Raw genomic sequence first — 14,263 nt, 5'->3', positions numbered from 1 at the left:
TTTTATTCTACCTGTTCTTTCCCTATCGGCAAATCCTTCCCGGTTTGCACGCCCAAATTTTTCAACGCTTCAGCCCGGCTAATCAGATTGCCTTGGCCAGTGTGCAGGCGTTTCTCAGCCAGCTCCCAGCTTTCCCGTGCCTGTTTCAGTCGGGTGCCGATTTCAGCGAAGGCTTCGACAAAACCAGCGATCTTATCGTACAATTTCCCGGCATCCTTGGCAATCAACTGGCTGTTGCGGTTCTGCTCATCGACTCGCCAGATGTGATGTACGGTGCGGAGGATCGCCAACAACGTTGAAGGCGAGGCCAGCATCACTCGGCGGCGCAAGCCCTCGCCTAACAGCTCTGGTTTAGCCGCCACAACTGCCTGAAAAGCGCCCTCAACCGGGATAAAAAGGAGGACAAAATCCAGCGTGGTTAGGCCAGGCAACTGCTGATACTGTTTGCCGCTCAAATTGGCGACGTGTTTCTGCACTGAAGCGACATGACTTTTCAGATGCTCCTCGCGTTCTCGCTCCTCAGCGGCGCGACAGGCTTCGACATAGCTGTTGAGCGAGACCTTGGAGTCTATCACGATCACTTTACTCTCTGGGAGATAGACCAAAATGTCTGGTTGTTTGAGCTTGCCCTGTTCATCCCGGATTGACACTTGAGCAGCGAATTCCTTGCCCGGACGCAGACCAGATTCCTCCAGTAGCCGCTCCAGCACCATCTCGCCCCATTGCCCTTGCAGCTTGTTAGTGCCCTGCAAAGCCTTGGTAAGATCAACGGCCTCCCGGCTAATGCGCTCGTTCAGGCTTTTCAGGTGTTCAATCTCCTTGATTAGGGCCACGCGGTCGCGGCTTTCTTGATGATGCACCTCTTCAATCTTGCGGCGGAAGTCGCCGAGCTGTTCTCGCACGGGCTGAAGTAGGTTTTCCAAGCCGCCTACGTGTTGCTCGCGGAGTAGTCGCCCCTGCTCGGCCATTACTTTGCGGGAGAGATTGTTAAATTCCTCTTCCATGCGCTGCTGGCTTTGCTCCAACAGGTTCTGCCGTTCCTCAGCCAAGGCTTGGTTTTCGTGCAACAGGCCTTCCAGTCGAATTTTCTCGCCTTCTAACTCCTCTTTCCGTAGCCGGAGTGCGTCGCGTTCAGTGCGCAGCCGCTGGCTGTCCTCTTCCAGCTGTTGCGTTGTTTTTTCTGCCTGTTCTAAGCGCAGGTTAAACTCCAGCTGCTCCCGCTGTAGCCGGTTCCAGAGCAGCAACAGGGCCACGCCAAGCCCGATAAGCAGCAGCGCAGCAAGCACCAGCAGCAAACCGTTTCCTTCCACCTTCTTTCTCCGCTTGAGTTCAAGGCACACAGCTCTCTTGCCGATGTGCGCAAAGTGCTGTAGTCTTACCGCACGAGTGACAGGACGGAAAGAGAAAAGTGACCCAAGGTAGAGTTGATGAAGAAAGTGGCTGCGCGGCAGGATGGCTTGATTGTCCTGACTGGCTTCCGCGCTACGGGCAAAACAGCGGTAGGTCGGCTTTTAGCCCAGCTCTGCGGCAAGGAATTTGCTGACACTGACCTGCTTTTGGTCGAGCGGATGGGCTGTTCGATTGCCGAGGCAGTGCAGCGTCATGGCTGGCCGTATTTCCGCGAGCAGGAACGACAGCTCTTGACCGAGCTGGCAATGTGGCGGAACACGGTGCTGGCCACTGGCGGCGGTGCAATTCTGCATCAACAAGAATGGACGCTGCTGCGCCAACAGGCCTTGGTGATCTGGCTGCGGACAGATTTCATCACCACCTTAGCTCGAATGCAGCAGGATGAAAACAGCACCGGGCAGCAGCGGCCTCGCTTAAATAATCAGGCAGTTGATCTGGAAACGGAAACAGCCATGCTGCTCAAAGAGCGGGAGCCGTTGTATCAGGCAGGGGCAGATCTGGTGATTGAGACGGCAGAAAAAAAGGCAGAGGAAGTGGCCTTATCACTTTTTGAAGACATCAGAACTTATTACCGATGAAAATACAAAGAATATATGTTGACACCTCTGTAATAGGAGGCTGCTTCGATCCAGAGTTTACAGTTTGGTCTAACGGCTTAATGAATGACTTTAAATTTAAAAAGTTCAAACCAGTTATATCAGAAATAGTATCGGAAGAGATCGTAGAGGCACCAACTTTTGTCAGAGAAAAATATGCTGAACTGATCAACATCGGAGCTGAATGCCTCGAAGTCAATGAAGAGGCACTTAATCTACTTGCTCAATATCAAATAGAATCAATTTTAACAGAAAAATACAGAAATGATATGGTTCATATCGCTCTTGCGACTATTGCTGGAGTTGACTTGCTGACAAGCTGGAATTTCAAACATATTGTCCGTTTTGACAAGATAAGGGCATTTAATGCGGTTAATATCGCCAGCGGATATAAAACTGTGGAAATTTATTCTCCCAGAGAGGTGACGACGTATGAAACCGATTGAGATTGATGCACTCGCGATGATCCGCCAGATCAGAGATGCTGAATACAGCAAAACCAAAACAATGGACAACGAAGACTTCATCAGCTATGTACGAAAGAAAGCAAAGGTCGCCCATGAGGAAGCTATGAAATTAATACAAGCAAGCAGCACAGCAATAGACCGCGCTCTCTAACCTTCTCTTCTTAATATCATGGCAGGCAACACCTTCGGCACCCTGTTTAGGGTGACAACTTGGGGCGAATCGCACGGCACCGCCCTTGGCGCGGTCATTGACGGCTGTCCGCCGGGCATTGATCTGATCCCGGAAATGATTCAGCAGGAGTTAGAGCGCAGACGACCCGGCAAAGGTGGCGCAAGCTCGCCTCGCCAAGAGCCAGACAAGGTGGAAATCCTGTCTGGCATCTTTCAGCCAGAAGGTGCAGCCTGTCCGAAGACCACGGGCACGCCTATCTCTCTAGTGATCTTCAATAAGGACGCGCATTCCAAATCCTACAGCAACCTCCAGGACATCTTCCGGCCTGGCCACGGCGATTTCAGCTATCAGGCCAAGTATGGCATCCGCGATCACCGGGGTGGTGGTCGGGCTTCAGCGCGCGAGACAGCGGCCAGAGTCGCAGCGGGCGCAGTTGCCAAACAGTTGCTGAACAGATACAATATCAGCGTGCTGGCCTGCACCGTGGCTTTGGGCGGAATCAAGGCTGGAGAGCGAGATTTCTCGGTGATCAACGAGAACAGTCTCTTCTGCCCAGACAGCGCAGCTGCCGCGCGGATGGAAGAACGGATTGCCGAGGTACGTGAACAGGGCGACACCCTCGGTGGTATCGTTGAGATTCGCGCCACTTGCCCTGCTGGGCTAGGCGAGCCGGTTTTTGATAAGCTTGATGGCGAGTTGGCCCGCGCTTTGATGTCCATCGGCGCGGTCAAGGGCGTGGAGATCGGCGCAGGCTTCCAAGTAGCGGAAATGCTCGGCTCTGAAAACAACGATCCACTTGCGCCAGAAGGGTTTCTCAGCAATAACGCAGGCGGCATACTCGCTGGAGTCAGCAGCGGCCAGGAATTGATCCTGCGCGTGGCTGTCAAACCGATTCCCTCTATCCGCAAGGAACAGCAGACCATCAATCTCGGCAAGGAGCCGGTGCTGATTAAGGTCGGAGGCCGCCATGATATCTCAGCCATACCAAGGATTATCCCAGTCTGCGAGGCAATGGTGCGGCTTGTCCTGGCGGATCAGCTTCTGCGGCAGCAGGCCGTGCGCGGGCTGCAACCATTCTAAGGAAGACAAATTGTGAATCTATTAGAAGAAAAGAAAATCCTGATGGTTGCCCGCGAATACGACGGGTTAGCCGGAGCAGGCGGGGTAAAAGATGTCTGCCGCCAGCTGGCCGAAGCCCTGGCGCAACACGGTGGCTTTGATGTGCGGGTGGTCTTGCCGCTTTACGGCTTCATGGATGCCCTTGCGCTGGGCTTTGCGCAGGTGACATTCCCCTGCCGCAACGCTACGGACAAACCTGCCTTGACCTTTGAGGTCGATATGCACTATCCCGGCAGGGAACGACGGGAAGAGGTCGGACTGTGGGTGCAAAACATCCGGGGAGTCACGGTGTATTTGCTCGACTCCAAACGTTTTACCGAGAAACACGGCGTTTACACCTACACTGCTGAGGAAGAGACGCAGAAAAGCTGGCAGCAGGCCGGGGTTGGGCATTTCGATTATTTCGCCATGAACATCCTGCTCCAGAAAGCAGCCTTGGACATGCTGATTCTCCTCGATTTCCGCCCGAACATTGTCCATTGTCACGACGGCCATGCCGCGCTTCTGCCAGCCATGATGCGGGAAAACGAAGGTTGGCGGCATTACTTCTGCCGTACCGGGGCTGTGGTGACGATTCACAACGCTGGTCTGGGCTATCATCAGGAAGTGGCGGACATTGAATTCGCCGAAGTCGTGACTGGACTGCCTGCTTCGGTGATTCGCGCCGGGATGTTCAACAGTAGCTTTGATCCCTTTGCCGCCGCCGCTGGTTATGCGGTAATGAACACGGTGAGCGAGAACTATGCGCATGAGTTGCAAAAGAGCGAAGAGGATAGTCGCACGGGTTGGCTCGGTCATCATCTCCTGCGGAAAAACGTGACCCTAGCTGGCATCACTAACGGCATCAATCCTGAGGATTTCAATCCGCGTGCGCCGGAAAAGCTGGGCTTAGACGCAGCTTTCGACCCAGCAACAGGTGAGCTGGCCGGTAAACATCTCTGCAAAGAGCAGCTCTTGGCCGCTTGCAGCCCAGCAAATCAGGTTTGGCAGCGGGTGGTCCAGCATGGCAGCCTGAATAGAGAGCCAGACCTGCCGCTTTTCACCTTTATTGGCAGACTAACCGCCCAGAAAGGGGTGGATGTACTGCTCAAGGCACTCAGCCTACTCGCTGCTACAGGCGAAACCAGCTTTCAGACGCTTATTCTCGGTAATGGTGAGAAGTATCTGGAGGAACACCTGGAGGAAATGGCCGGGGCTGAGGCGAGTGGCGGCCGACTCTGCTTCCTTCAAGGCTATGATCAGGCCTTGGCGAACAAGATTTATGCTGCTGGCGACTTCTTCCTCATCCCTTCGCTTTATGAACCCTGCGGCCTGACCGATTACATTGCCCAGCTCTTTGGCAATTTGCCGGTGGTGCATCATGTTGGCGGCTTGGTCAAGGTGATTGATCAAGAGACTGGCTTTACCTATCAAGAACACGCGCCTGAATCTCTGGCCGCAGCCATGCAGCAGGCCCTCAACGTGTATCGCCACGACCGGGGCAAGCTGGCCGCCATGCAGCGGGCCGCTGTGGAGCGCATCCGCAACCGTCACACCTGGCAGCAAGTCATGCAAGACTACCTTGCCCTGTATCAGCAGGCCCTGCGCTAACAACAGCCCATGCCCGCGTTTCTCCAACCTGCCTTTCGCAACGCCCTGCGCGCCAATTGGTTTGAGCGGCAGCGGGATTTTTTCGTTCGCCAGGTCTTTGCCGACTTCTTTAGCCTGATGCTCTCCTTTCAGGAGCTGTATCAGTCCTATTGCCTCTGCCGAACCACCCGGCGTGGCGACGATACCTGCTGCTTGTTGATCAACAGCGAAGAGCACAGCCAATGCAGTATCTGGAACCAGCTGTCAGTAATGGTTGGTACGGAGATGGAGAAAGGCCAGCTCTGGTTACTCAAAGACCTCTGCCTGCAAATATGGCCGGAAAGTGGGCCAGAGCTGAAGATTGAGGACTCGCTGATCGAGTGGCTGATCGGTTCCATCTTTCATGAGGCAGTTAAACTGAAGGAAGATGTCCATATCCTCAACAGCTACGGCTCCTCCGCCTTTTGGCACGGCGGTACAGTTCCAAGCTCCTCCCGATTAACCCGGATCATCGACCGCAAAGGCTTAGTCCGGCGGGTAGCCGTGGATGTCATGCGCCAAATGGAGCAGCTGGCCCTGCTTTTCGGCCAAGCCAGCAACATGCTCCGCACCATGCTCCCGGTTTTATCCAGCAACATCCTGCTCGTGCGCTTTTTGGTCGAGCGAGAAGACATCGTGGAAGAGCTGTGGGGCGAAGAGCTGACTTCGATCTTTCAAGATATGTTTGGTCAACCCAGCTTGGGCTTCTGCGCTGCCGGAGAAAGCTACATGGGCGGCCAGTGGTACACGCGCGCCCTGGTTATGTACCGCCGCGCTATCGCCTTGAACAACTTCTGCGCCGAGGCAACGGCCAAGGTTGATGAGCTACAACAGCTTATTCAGGAGACTGGCGGCTATCTGGGCGCGGCCTAATTGGGCCTACTGTAGCCAGAGGTGTTTGGCAGAGAATTTTGCGGACTGCCACTGATTTTTTGCTCGATAGCAAAGGAGTTGGAGTCGGCAGAACTCCTTTGCGGCTTGGCCGAACTCCTTTGCTAGTCGGCCAAACTCCTTTGTTAGTCGGCAGAACTCCTCTGCGGCCAAGCCGAACTCCTTTGCTAATCGGCCAGACTCCTTTCTTGCCGAGCAAAACTCCTTTCCTACTCGGCCAAACTCCTCTGCAAGTCGGCAGAACTCCTTTGCGGCCAAGCCAAACTCCTTGCCGACCGAGTATAATTCGAGACCGATTTCGTTGGCGGCTGCGCAAAGTGGCTCGGCAAGCCCTTTTTCAGGGCAAGTCTGCATTCAAAAGTGCTGCATCTGCCCTTACCCAGCAAAAAATACGCACCCGGTTTGACTTTTTTCTTTTGCTCGGCTATATTGACCTTCCGTTCGCCGTCTGCCATGCGTTGACCGCAGCAATGCAGACTTTTCTTGGATCATCTATAAGATGAGGAGCTGACAGTGGCCAGTGTCGTGGTGGTTGGAACCCAGTGGGGGGATGAGGGAAAAGGCAAGATTGTAGATCTGCTGACAAGCCATGCCGACTGCATAGTCCGCTTTCAGGGCGGCAACAATGCTGGGCACACGTTAGTGGTAGAAGGAAAGAAATATATCTTTCACATCATTCCTTCCGGCATTCTCTACGAAGATAAGCTCTGCATGATCGGCAATGGCGTGATCATTGATCCCGCTGTGTTGCTCGATGAAATGGATGAGCTGCACGCGAAAGGGCTGCCTGTGACTCCTGAACGCCTGCTGATCAGTGAAAACGCGCATCTAATCATGCCCTATCATCGAATGCTCGATCAGGCGCGGGAGGCTGCCCTGTCAAGCGGCAATAAAATCGGCACCACAGGCCGGGGCATTGGCCCGTGCTACATGGACAAGGTAGGGCGGGTGGGAATTAAGGTTGGCGATCTGCTCGATTTCAACCAGTTCCTCGCCAAACTGCAAGCCAATGTGGAAGAAAAGAATTTCTTCCTGACCAAACAGTATAATGCCGCACCTGCCTCCTTTGCCGAGATCAAAGCGTTGTTTGAACGTCACGCCGAGCGGCTGTCTGCTTTCATTGGCAATGTGTCGGTGAAACTGGATCAGGCCAGAAAAGAAGGCAAAAACATCCTGTTCGAGGGAGCGCAGGGAACGCAGCTTGATATTGACCACGGCACCTATCCTTTTGTCACCTCGTCCAACACTGTAGCCGGTAATGCCTGCGTTGGCTCTGGCTTTGGCCCAGCTCATATTGACGAGGTGATCGGCATACTCAAGGCCTATACCACGCGCGTGGGTTCCGGCCCCTTTCCTTCTGAGCTGCCAGAAGGCGATCTTATCGGCGATGAGCTGCAACGCAAGGGCGGGGAGTTTGGTGCCACTACAGGCCGCCGTCGCCGCTGTGGCTGGCTGGATATGGTAGTTGCCAATGACGCTGTCCGGCTTAATGGCCTGACTGGCTTGGCAATCACCAAGCTGGATGTGCTTTCTGGCCAACCTAAGCTGAAAATCGGGCGGAGCTACACCGTGGAAGGAAAGCGTTTCGACCAAATGCCTGCCAATATCCGCCAGGCGGCCTTAGCCCAACCTGTTTATGAAGAGGCAGAAGGCTGGCACGAGGACATCAGCAAGGTGCGCGATTTCAGCGAACTGCCGCAGCAAGCGCAGGACTACATCCGCCGGATAGAAGACATCGCTGGCGTGCCGCCGATAATCGTCTCGGTCGGCCCTGACAGGGCTGAAACCCTGCTCCTGCGCAACCCCTTTGAAAAATAGTTTTTTCAATTTCACATTCCGTTCAAAACCAGATATTATACTTTTCAGGGTGCCTGCCGTTGGTTCGCCCCCTGTCTGAGGAGACTGAAAATGGCCCGTATTACTGTAGAAGACTGTCTTGATCAGGTTGGCGACGACAACCGTTTTGCCTTAGTACACCTGGCGGTCGAGCGTATCCGCCAGCATCGCCATGGCGAACCGTTTTTAGTCGGCGGTAAGAACAAGGAAGTAGTCATGACTTTACGCGAAATTGCGGATGGCAAAGTGACTTTCGCCAATATCAAGGAGCTGCCGAGCCAGCGCAAGGCGCGGGAAGCGGTTGAACGGGAAAGTCGAGGCGAGCAGGCGTAGGCTATGAGCAGAGATTATTATGAAATCCTCGAAGTCCCGAAGAATGCGGACGGGGAGGTCATAAAAAAGGCGTATCGAAAGCAGGCCATGAAGTATCACCCAGACCGTAATCCGGGTGATAAAGAGGCTGAAGCCCGCTTCAAAGAGGCTGCTGAGGCCTATGAAGTCCTCAGCGACCAGAAAAAGCGGCAGGTTTACGATGCCTATGGCCATGACGGCCTGAAGAACACCGGTTATTCCGGCCCAGGTGATGCTGCGGACATCTTTTCTCATATCAATGAGATGTTCGGCGGCATTTTTGGTGGATTCAGCGGTGGCAGGGCGCAGCAGCGCGACCCTAACGGGCCAGCGCATGGCAGCGATCTTCGCTATGATCTGGAAATCTCCTTTATGGACGCTGCGCATGGCGTGGAAAAGGAGGTGGAGATCGAAAAGCGGGAGACTTGCTGGACTTGCGAAGGCAGCGGAGCCAGGCCAGGCAGCAAGCCACAGAATTGTCCGACCTGTAAAGGCCGGGGCCAGGTGATTCGCTCGCAGGGCTTTTTCCAAGTTAGCTCTACCTGCCCGCATTGTCGGGGCGGGGGCCAGACTATCTCTGACCCTTGCGGCGATTGTCACGGCGAAGGGCTAGTGAGCAAAAAGAAAAAGGTCATGCTCAAGATACCTGCGGGCGTGGACAGCGGCTCACGGATGCGACTCACCGGTGAAGGCGAGGGAGGCCGCCGAGGCGGTTCCTCTGGCGACCTTTACGTGGTCATCCATGTCAAAGATCATGAGTATTTCCTCCGAGACGGGCAGACGGTATATCTCCGTTATCCAGTTTCGATGGTTAAAGCTGCCTTGGGCTGCGAGGTTGACGTGCCAACAGTCAATGGCACGGCCAAACTGAAGATTAAGGCGGGCACTCAGTCCGGCGAGCGGTTCACTTTGCGCGGTGAAGGTATCGTTGGTCTCCGGGGCCGGTCGCCAGGCGACATGGTAGTCGAGGTGCAGGTGCAGACACCGACTTCTCTGACTAAGCGGCAACGGGAGCTGCTCCAGGAGTTTGACGAACACAGCCAGGATGATGAGGAAGGCTTTTTCGCTAAGATGTTCGGCTCCTTCAAAGGCCGCGAGAAAGAAAAAGAGCAGTCGCACTGATGCAGCTTTCTCATTTTGACGCAGCAGGCCAGGCCTGGATGGTGGATGTGGGAGCTAAGGCTGAGAGCGAGCGGGTTGCCGTTGCAGAAGGCCGGATTGCGATGCTTCCAGCCACCTACGCGATGATCAAAGCTGGGACGATGAAAAAAGGCGATGTCCTGGGCGTGGCCCGGTTGGCCGGAATCATGGCAGCCAAGCAAACTGGTTCCCTGATTCCGCTGTGCCATCCTCTGGCAATTAGCGCAGCAGAGGTTAACTTCGCCTTTGACGATGTGCGGCATAGTGTCGTCATTGAGGCTACTGTTCGCATCACCGGGAGAACCGGAGTAGAGATGGAGGCCCTGACAGCGGTCTCTGTGGCAGCTTTAACTATTTACGACATGTGTAAGGCTGTGGACAAGGGGATGGAGATATCCCAAATCCGCTTGATGCGGAAAAGCGGCGGCAGAAGCGGTGAGTTCAACCGCTCGTCGGAATGACACAAAGGGAAAAGACTATGGATAGCGAACAACTACAAAAAATCAGAGTGCTGCTTGAAAATATGAAGCAGGAAATCGTTTCCGATGTGGAGCAGACGATTTCGGAAATGACTGATCATCAGTTCAACACCCCAGACATTACTGACCGCGCCACGCTGGAATCAGATCGCAGCTTTGAGCTGCGCCTGCGCAGCCGAGAGCAGCAGCTTTTAGACAAGATCAATCAGGCCATTGCTCGGATTGACAGCGGTACCTACGGCATCTGCGAGGAGTGCGAGGAGGAGATCGGTGTCAAGCGACTAGAGGCTAGGCCAGTGGCTACCCACTGCATCGACTGCAAGATCAAGCAGGAGCAGCGGGAAAGAAATTCGGGAAGATAAAACATGCCTGAACTGCGGAAAGACCCAATCCTTGGACGCTGGATCATCATTGCCAGGGAGCGGAGCAAGCGGCCCACTGATTTCGCGGTGGACTGCTATGAGGCAAAGGGCGGTTTCTGCCCGCTCTGCCCAGAAAACGAGCGAACCACGCCTCCTGAGGTATTGGTTTATGGCCGTAGCCACGGCCAGCCGTCTAACTCACCGGGGTGGCAGCTGCGGGTGGTGCCCAATAAATACCCTGCGCTGGTGATTGAAGGCGAGCTGGACAAGCAGGGCGAGGGGCTCTACGACCGAATGAACGGCATTGGTGCCCACGAGGTCGTGATTGAAAGCCCGGATCATGCTGCTCGCTTCAGCTTTCTGCCGCACTATCAGATGCTGCTCACGTTCAAGGCGTTTCAGGCCCGGATTGGCGATCTCTCCAGAGACGAGCGCTTCTCCTACGTCATGGTGTTCAAGAACAACGGCAAAGCAGCTGGAGCCTCGCTGGAGCATTCCCACTCGCAATTAGTCGCCTTGCCAGTCATGCCGCGCATGTTGGTTTCAGAGCTGGAAGGCAGCAGGCAATACTACAGCTACAAAGACCGCTGCGTGTTCTGCGACATCATCCGCCAAGAGATCCAGCAGAAAATTCGCCTGGTCTGTGAGAACAGCCGTTTTGTCACCCTGACTCCCTTTGCTCCGCGCACGCCTTTCGAGATGTGGGTGCTGCCGAAGAAGCACAGCTCCTCTTACATTGAGCAGGATGAAGCATCGCTCTCTGACTTGGCCCAGATCTTCTCCGAAACCCTGCGGCGGCTGGATGCCTGCATCCCTGGTATTCCCTACAACTTTGTCCTGCACACCCAGCCGCTCCGTTCCAGGCTGCTGGAGCATTACCACTGGCATTTTGAGATTGTGCCCAAACTGACCAGCATTGCCGGTTTTGAATGGGGCACCGGTTTTTACATCAACCCCATGCCGCCGGAAGATGCTTGCCGTTATCTCCGCGAGGTGCAGCCGTAGAAGGCTGCGGCAAAAAAGGAGGCTGCCATGGAAAGCAAAAAGAAAATTCTGATCGTTGATGATGAGGAAGTCATCCTGTTTCTGTACCAAGAAGAACTGGAGGAGGAGGGCTTTGCTGTGGTGACAGCCTTGAACGGCGATCAGGCTCTGCGGCAGTTCACAGCCGCACCGCCAGACTTAGTTATTCTCGACATCAACATGCCAGGCATGAACGGCATTGAGGTACTGCGTCAGATGAAGAGCCTCAATCCTGCTCTGCCGGTCATTCTCAGTTCAGCCTACCCTGAGTACAAGCAGGATTTCGGTACCTGGGCCTCAGACGAGTACATCGTCAAATCAGCTAACACTGATGCGCTGAAGGCCGCAGTTCATAAGTATTTAGACTAAGAAGCGGTAGCAGAACACGGGGCAGCGATTTTTTCGTTGCTCCCCAACAACCATTCCGGCAGACTATTGTCCGCAGTAGTTTGTCCCAATCTTTTTCCTTCCGACACGTCTTTGCAACGAATCGCCGCTGTGTTCCGCTGGCTGTGGAGGATCGTGGCTACTGCCAGCATCCTTTTCACTGGCTGTTTCTTCCTTTTTTTCTTTACCCTCATCTTCGGCGTAGCCAGTTTGCATCGGCAAGCCAAACCGGTCGCTGTGCCCAAGGACTGTGCCCTGGTACTGGCTCCACGCGGCAGTATTCTCGAAAAACGCCCGTTCTTCAATCCGGCAGAAGAGCTAGCTGTCCTGCTCAATCGTACTCCACAGCGGAAAGAATTGCTCCTCCAGGACATCATCAGCGGTTTGCGGGCTGCGGCCAAAGACAGCCGGATCAAGTTGCTGGTTATCCAACCAGACAAACTGAAGCAGGCAGGTTTGAATCAGCTGCACGACATTGGTCAGGCAGTGGCGCAATTTCGGGCCGCAGGCAAGCGGGTAATCGCTACTGCTGATACCTATAGCCAAGGCCAATATTATCTAGCAGCCTGGAGTGACGAAATCTACCTCAACCCAATGGGTTCAGTTGATCTCCACGGCTTTGGTCTCTTCAGCCTGTATCTCCGCGAGCTGTTAGACAAGCTGGAGATCAGCTTTCATGTTTTCCGGGTTGGTGACTTTAAATCTGCAGTTGAGCCGCTCCTGCGCAAGGACATGTCGCCTGAGGCCAAGGAGAACAACCTGCGTTGGCTAGGCCGTCTCTGGAATGGCTATAGCAGCGATATTGCCGGGCAGCGACACCTTCCGCCGCAGACCGTTGGCGAGGCAGTGGAGAAATTGGCTGAGAACATGGAGGCCGCAGGTGGTGACGCAGCCGTAATGGCCCAGCGCAGTAAGCTGATTGACGGCCTCAAGACCTCGGCAGAGCTGATTGAACATCTGCGCGGCTTGGTCGGCCCAGGCGACGAGGAGAACGGCTTTAACCAGATTGACTTTGCCGACTATCTGACAGCGGTTGGCAGCAGTTATAGCAAGAAGTTAGCACACAAAGACCGGGTCGCTATTCTAACCGCGCAAGGCAATATCGTCTATGGCGAAGGCGGCGAAGGCCAGATCGGAGCTGCCGAATTGGTTCATCAGCTCCGCAAGCTCCGGCAGGACAAAAATGCCCGGGCCGTGGTGCTGCGCATCGATAGTGGCGGCGGTAGTGCCTTTGCCTCAGAGCTGATCCGGCAAGAATTGCTGCTTACGCGGAAGGCAGGCAAGCCCGTGGTGGTGTCTATGGGTTCGATGTCAGCCTCTGGGGCATATTGGATCGCTGCTGCCTCTGACCGCATCTTTGTCTCGCCTTATACAATCACTGGCTCAATAGGCATCTTCGGGGCCTTCCCCACTATTGAGAAGACCTTGGCGAAAGTGGGCATCTTCAGCGACGGCATTGGCACTACCAGCCTAGCTGGAGCCGGGAATATCCTGCGTCCGCTGCCAGAGACCTTCAAACGCGCCATGCAAAGCCAGATCGAGCTGGGTTATCGCCGCTTTATTGACCTTGTTGCTGATGGTCGGAAGATGAATCGGGAAGACGTGGAGAAAATTGCGGGCGGTAGAGTCTGGGACGGTGCCACTGCGTTTGAACTCGGCTTGGCTGACCAGCTTGGCAGCCTTGAAGATGCCGTGACAGCCGCTGCCCAGATGGTTGGTTTGCCTGCGGAGCAAGCTATCTATGTCGAAGAGGTGCAAAGCCCGGTCGATATGCTGCTGCACAGCCTAAAGACGACCCGCCTTGCGCTGCCTGGCAGCTCGCCGCTGCTGTCTCAGGCCGAACTCTTCCTCAGTCGCCTTGGCCATCAGTATGATTTTCTCTTCCAGGGCGATCCGCAGAATATCTACAGCCACGCTCTGTTGCCGTTGCCTGAGCTGCTGTTCTTCAGGCCCACGCCTTGAGGCGTTTGCCGAGAAAAGATCAGCAATATTAAGTCGGAAAAACTCCAAGAGAACTCCTGCATCAGCCAACCAGCAGGATTTACAGCGAAGTGCAACTCAGTAAGAGAAGAATCCTGCTCGCTTGCCAAGAAGTTTGGCTCGGCCAGAAAGGAGTTTGATTCGGCAGCAAAGGAGTGCGGCTTGGCTAAACTGCTTTCCTGCCGAGTTGCAAAGGAGTTTGGCCGACTCCAACTCCTTTGCGGTTTAGCCGGACTCCTTTCCTACTCGGCCAAACTCCTTTCTTGCCGACTTCAACTCCTTTGCAAGTCGGCAGCACTCCTCTTTTGCCAAGCCAAACTCCTTTGGAAACGAGCAAAAAAGGAGTCTTTTTTGTCGCAGAAGAGCTTACAGTCAAGCCAGAGAGAGTTTCTGCACCCTGGTCTTGATATATTTGAGGGGCGGCGTGCCTGACCACTTGCAG

At 54.6% G+C, this 14,263-nt stretch carries 17 protein-coding genes; 15 read left to right on the top strand and 2 right to left on the bottom strand.

What is annotated here, in order from left to right; translation table 11 throughout:
• Positions 1 to 2: 2 nt before the first annotated feature.
• Positions 3 to 1,310, bottom strand: coding sequence for a DNA recombination protein RmuC (gene rmuC / locus ACNKIB_RS10670; protein WP_417910539.1), 1,308 nt, complete (start codon positions 1,308 to 1,310; stop codon positions 3 to 5).
• 117 nt (positions 1,311 to 1,427) lie between these two features.
• On the opposite strand from rmuC, the gene ACNKIB_RS10665 reads away from it, so the two are divergent.
• The 6 genes from ACNKIB_RS10665 to ACNKIB_RS10640 are packed head-to-tail and all read left to right on the top strand — an operon-like array spanning position 1,428 to position 6,245.
• Positions 1,428 to 1,988 carry a shikimate kinase gene (locus ACNKIB_RS10665; protein WP_417910538.1) on the top strand — a complete coding sequence of 187 codons (561 nt, stop codon included), beginning with the start codon at positions 1,428 to 1,430 and terminating at the stop codon, positions 1,986 to 1,988.
• A complete protein-coding gene (locus ACNKIB_RS10660; RefSeq protein ID WP_417910537.1) occupies positions 1,985 to 2,452 on the top strand; it encodes a PIN domain protein in 468 nt (155 codons plus the stop codon). Before ACNKIB_RS10665 ends, ACNKIB_RS10660 begins: the two co-directional genes overlap by 4 nt.
• The gene (locus ACNKIB_RS10655) at positions 2,439 to 2,624 is read left to right on the top strand and encodes a hypothetical protein (protein WP_417910536.1); all 186 of its coding nucleotides are present in this window, start codon (positions 2,439 to 2,441) and stop codon (positions 2,622 to 2,624) included. The genes ACNKIB_RS10660 and ACNKIB_RS10655 overlap by 14 nt, the downstream gene beginning before the upstream one ends.
• A gap of 18 nt (positions 2,625 to 2,642) precedes the next feature.
• Positions 2,643 to 3,725, top strand: a complete 1,083-nt coding sequence (gene aroC / locus ACNKIB_RS10650; protein ID WP_417910535.1) for a chorismate synthase — start codon at positions 2,643 to 2,645, stop codon at positions 3,723 to 3,725.
• A 12-nt stretch (positions 3,726 to 3,737) separates the two neighbouring features.
• Entirely contained in the window at positions 3,738 to 5,354 is a 1,617-nt protein-coding gene (locus ACNKIB_RS10645; protein ID WP_417910534.1) for a glycogen synthase, read from the top strand.
• 9 nt (positions 5,355 to 5,363) lie between these two features.
• Positions 5,364 to 6,245 carry a hypothetical protein gene (locus ACNKIB_RS10640; RefSeq protein ID WP_417910533.1) on the top strand — a complete coding sequence of 294 codons (882 nt, stop codon included), beginning with the start codon at positions 5,364 to 5,366 and terminating at the stop codon, positions 6,243 to 6,245.
• A 6-nt stretch (positions 6,246 to 6,251) separates the two neighbouring features.
• Here ACNKIB_RS10640 and ACNKIB_RS10635 read toward each other — a convergent pair whose 3' ends face one another.
• The gene (locus ACNKIB_RS10635; protein ID WP_417910532.1) at positions 6,252 to 6,617 is read right to left on the bottom strand and encodes a hypothetical protein; all 366 of its coding nucleotides are present in this window, start codon (positions 6,615 to 6,617) and stop codon (positions 6,252 to 6,254) included.
• Between the two features lie 159 nt (positions 6,618 to 6,776).
• Between ACNKIB_RS10635 and ACNKIB_RS10630 the strand changes: the two genes are divergently transcribed.
• From ACNKIB_RS10630 to ACNKIB_RS10590, 9 genes are all read left to right on the top strand, one after another.
• Positions 6,777 to 8,081, top strand: a complete 1,305-nt coding sequence (locus ACNKIB_RS10630) for an adenylosuccinate synthase (RefSeq protein ID WP_417910531.1) — start codon at positions 6,777 to 6,779, stop codon at positions 8,079 to 8,081.
• 90 nt (positions 8,082 to 8,171) lie between these two features.
• Positions 8,172 to 8,432, top strand: a complete 261-nt coding sequence (gene rpoZ, locus ACNKIB_RS10625) for a DNA-directed RNA polymerase subunit omega (RefSeq protein WP_417910530.1) — start codon at positions 8,172 to 8,174, stop codon at positions 8,430 to 8,432.
• A 3-nt stretch (positions 8,433 to 8,435) separates the two neighbouring features.
• Positions 8,436 to 9,572, top strand: a complete 1,137-nt coding sequence (gene dnaJ / locus ACNKIB_RS10620; protein WP_417910529.1) for a molecular chaperone DnaJ — start codon at positions 8,436 to 8,438, stop codon at positions 9,570 to 9,572.
• A complete protein-coding gene (gene moaC / locus ACNKIB_RS10615; RefSeq protein ID WP_417910528.1) occupies positions 9,572 to 10,051 on the top strand; it encodes a cyclic pyranopterin monophosphate synthase MoaC in 480 nt (159 codons plus the stop codon). The genes dnaJ and moaC overlap by 1 nt, the downstream gene beginning before the upstream one ends.
• A gap of 17 nt (positions 10,052 to 10,068) precedes the next feature.
• Positions 10,069 to 10,431: an RNA polymerase-binding protein DksA gene (gene dksA, locus ACNKIB_RS10610; protein ID WP_417910527.1), complete on the top strand. Its 363-nt coding sequence runs from the start codon at positions 10,069 to 10,071 to the stop codon at positions 10,429 to 10,431.
• A gap of 3 nt (positions 10,432 to 10,434) precedes the next feature.
• On the top strand, positions 10,435 to 11,436 hold the full coding sequence (galT, locus tag ACNKIB_RS10605) for a galactose-1-phosphate uridylyltransferase (protein ID WP_417910526.1): 1,002 nt from the start codon (positions 10,435 to 10,437) through the stop codon (positions 11,434 to 11,436).
• 27 nt (positions 11,437 to 11,463) lie between these two features.
• Entirely contained in the window at positions 11,464 to 11,823 is a 360-nt protein-coding gene (locus ACNKIB_RS10600) for a response regulator (RefSeq protein WP_417910525.1), read from the top strand.
• 153 nt (positions 11,824 to 11,976) lie between these two features.
• Entirely contained in the window at positions 11,977 to 13,803 is a 1,827-nt protein-coding gene (gene sppA / locus ACNKIB_RS10595) for a signal peptide peptidase SppA (RefSeq protein WP_417910524.1), read from the top strand.
• 180 nt (positions 13,804 to 13,983) lie between these two features.
• Complete coding sequence (locus tag ACNKIB_RS10590) at positions 13,984 to 14,253, top strand: hypothetical protein (RefSeq protein WP_417910523.1); 270 nt, start codon at positions 13,984 to 13,986, stop codon at positions 14,251 to 14,253.
• Positions 14,254 to 14,263: the final 10 nt, after the last annotated feature.

The sequence above is a fragment of the Candidatus Electronema sp. PJ genome (assembly GCF_048287395.1).
GTDB lineage: Bacteria > Desulfobacterota > Desulfobulbia > Desulfobulbales > Desulfobulbaceae > Electronema.
Note: the sequence above shows the minus strand (reverse complement) of the source record. Positions and strands in the feature narration are given on the sequence as shown.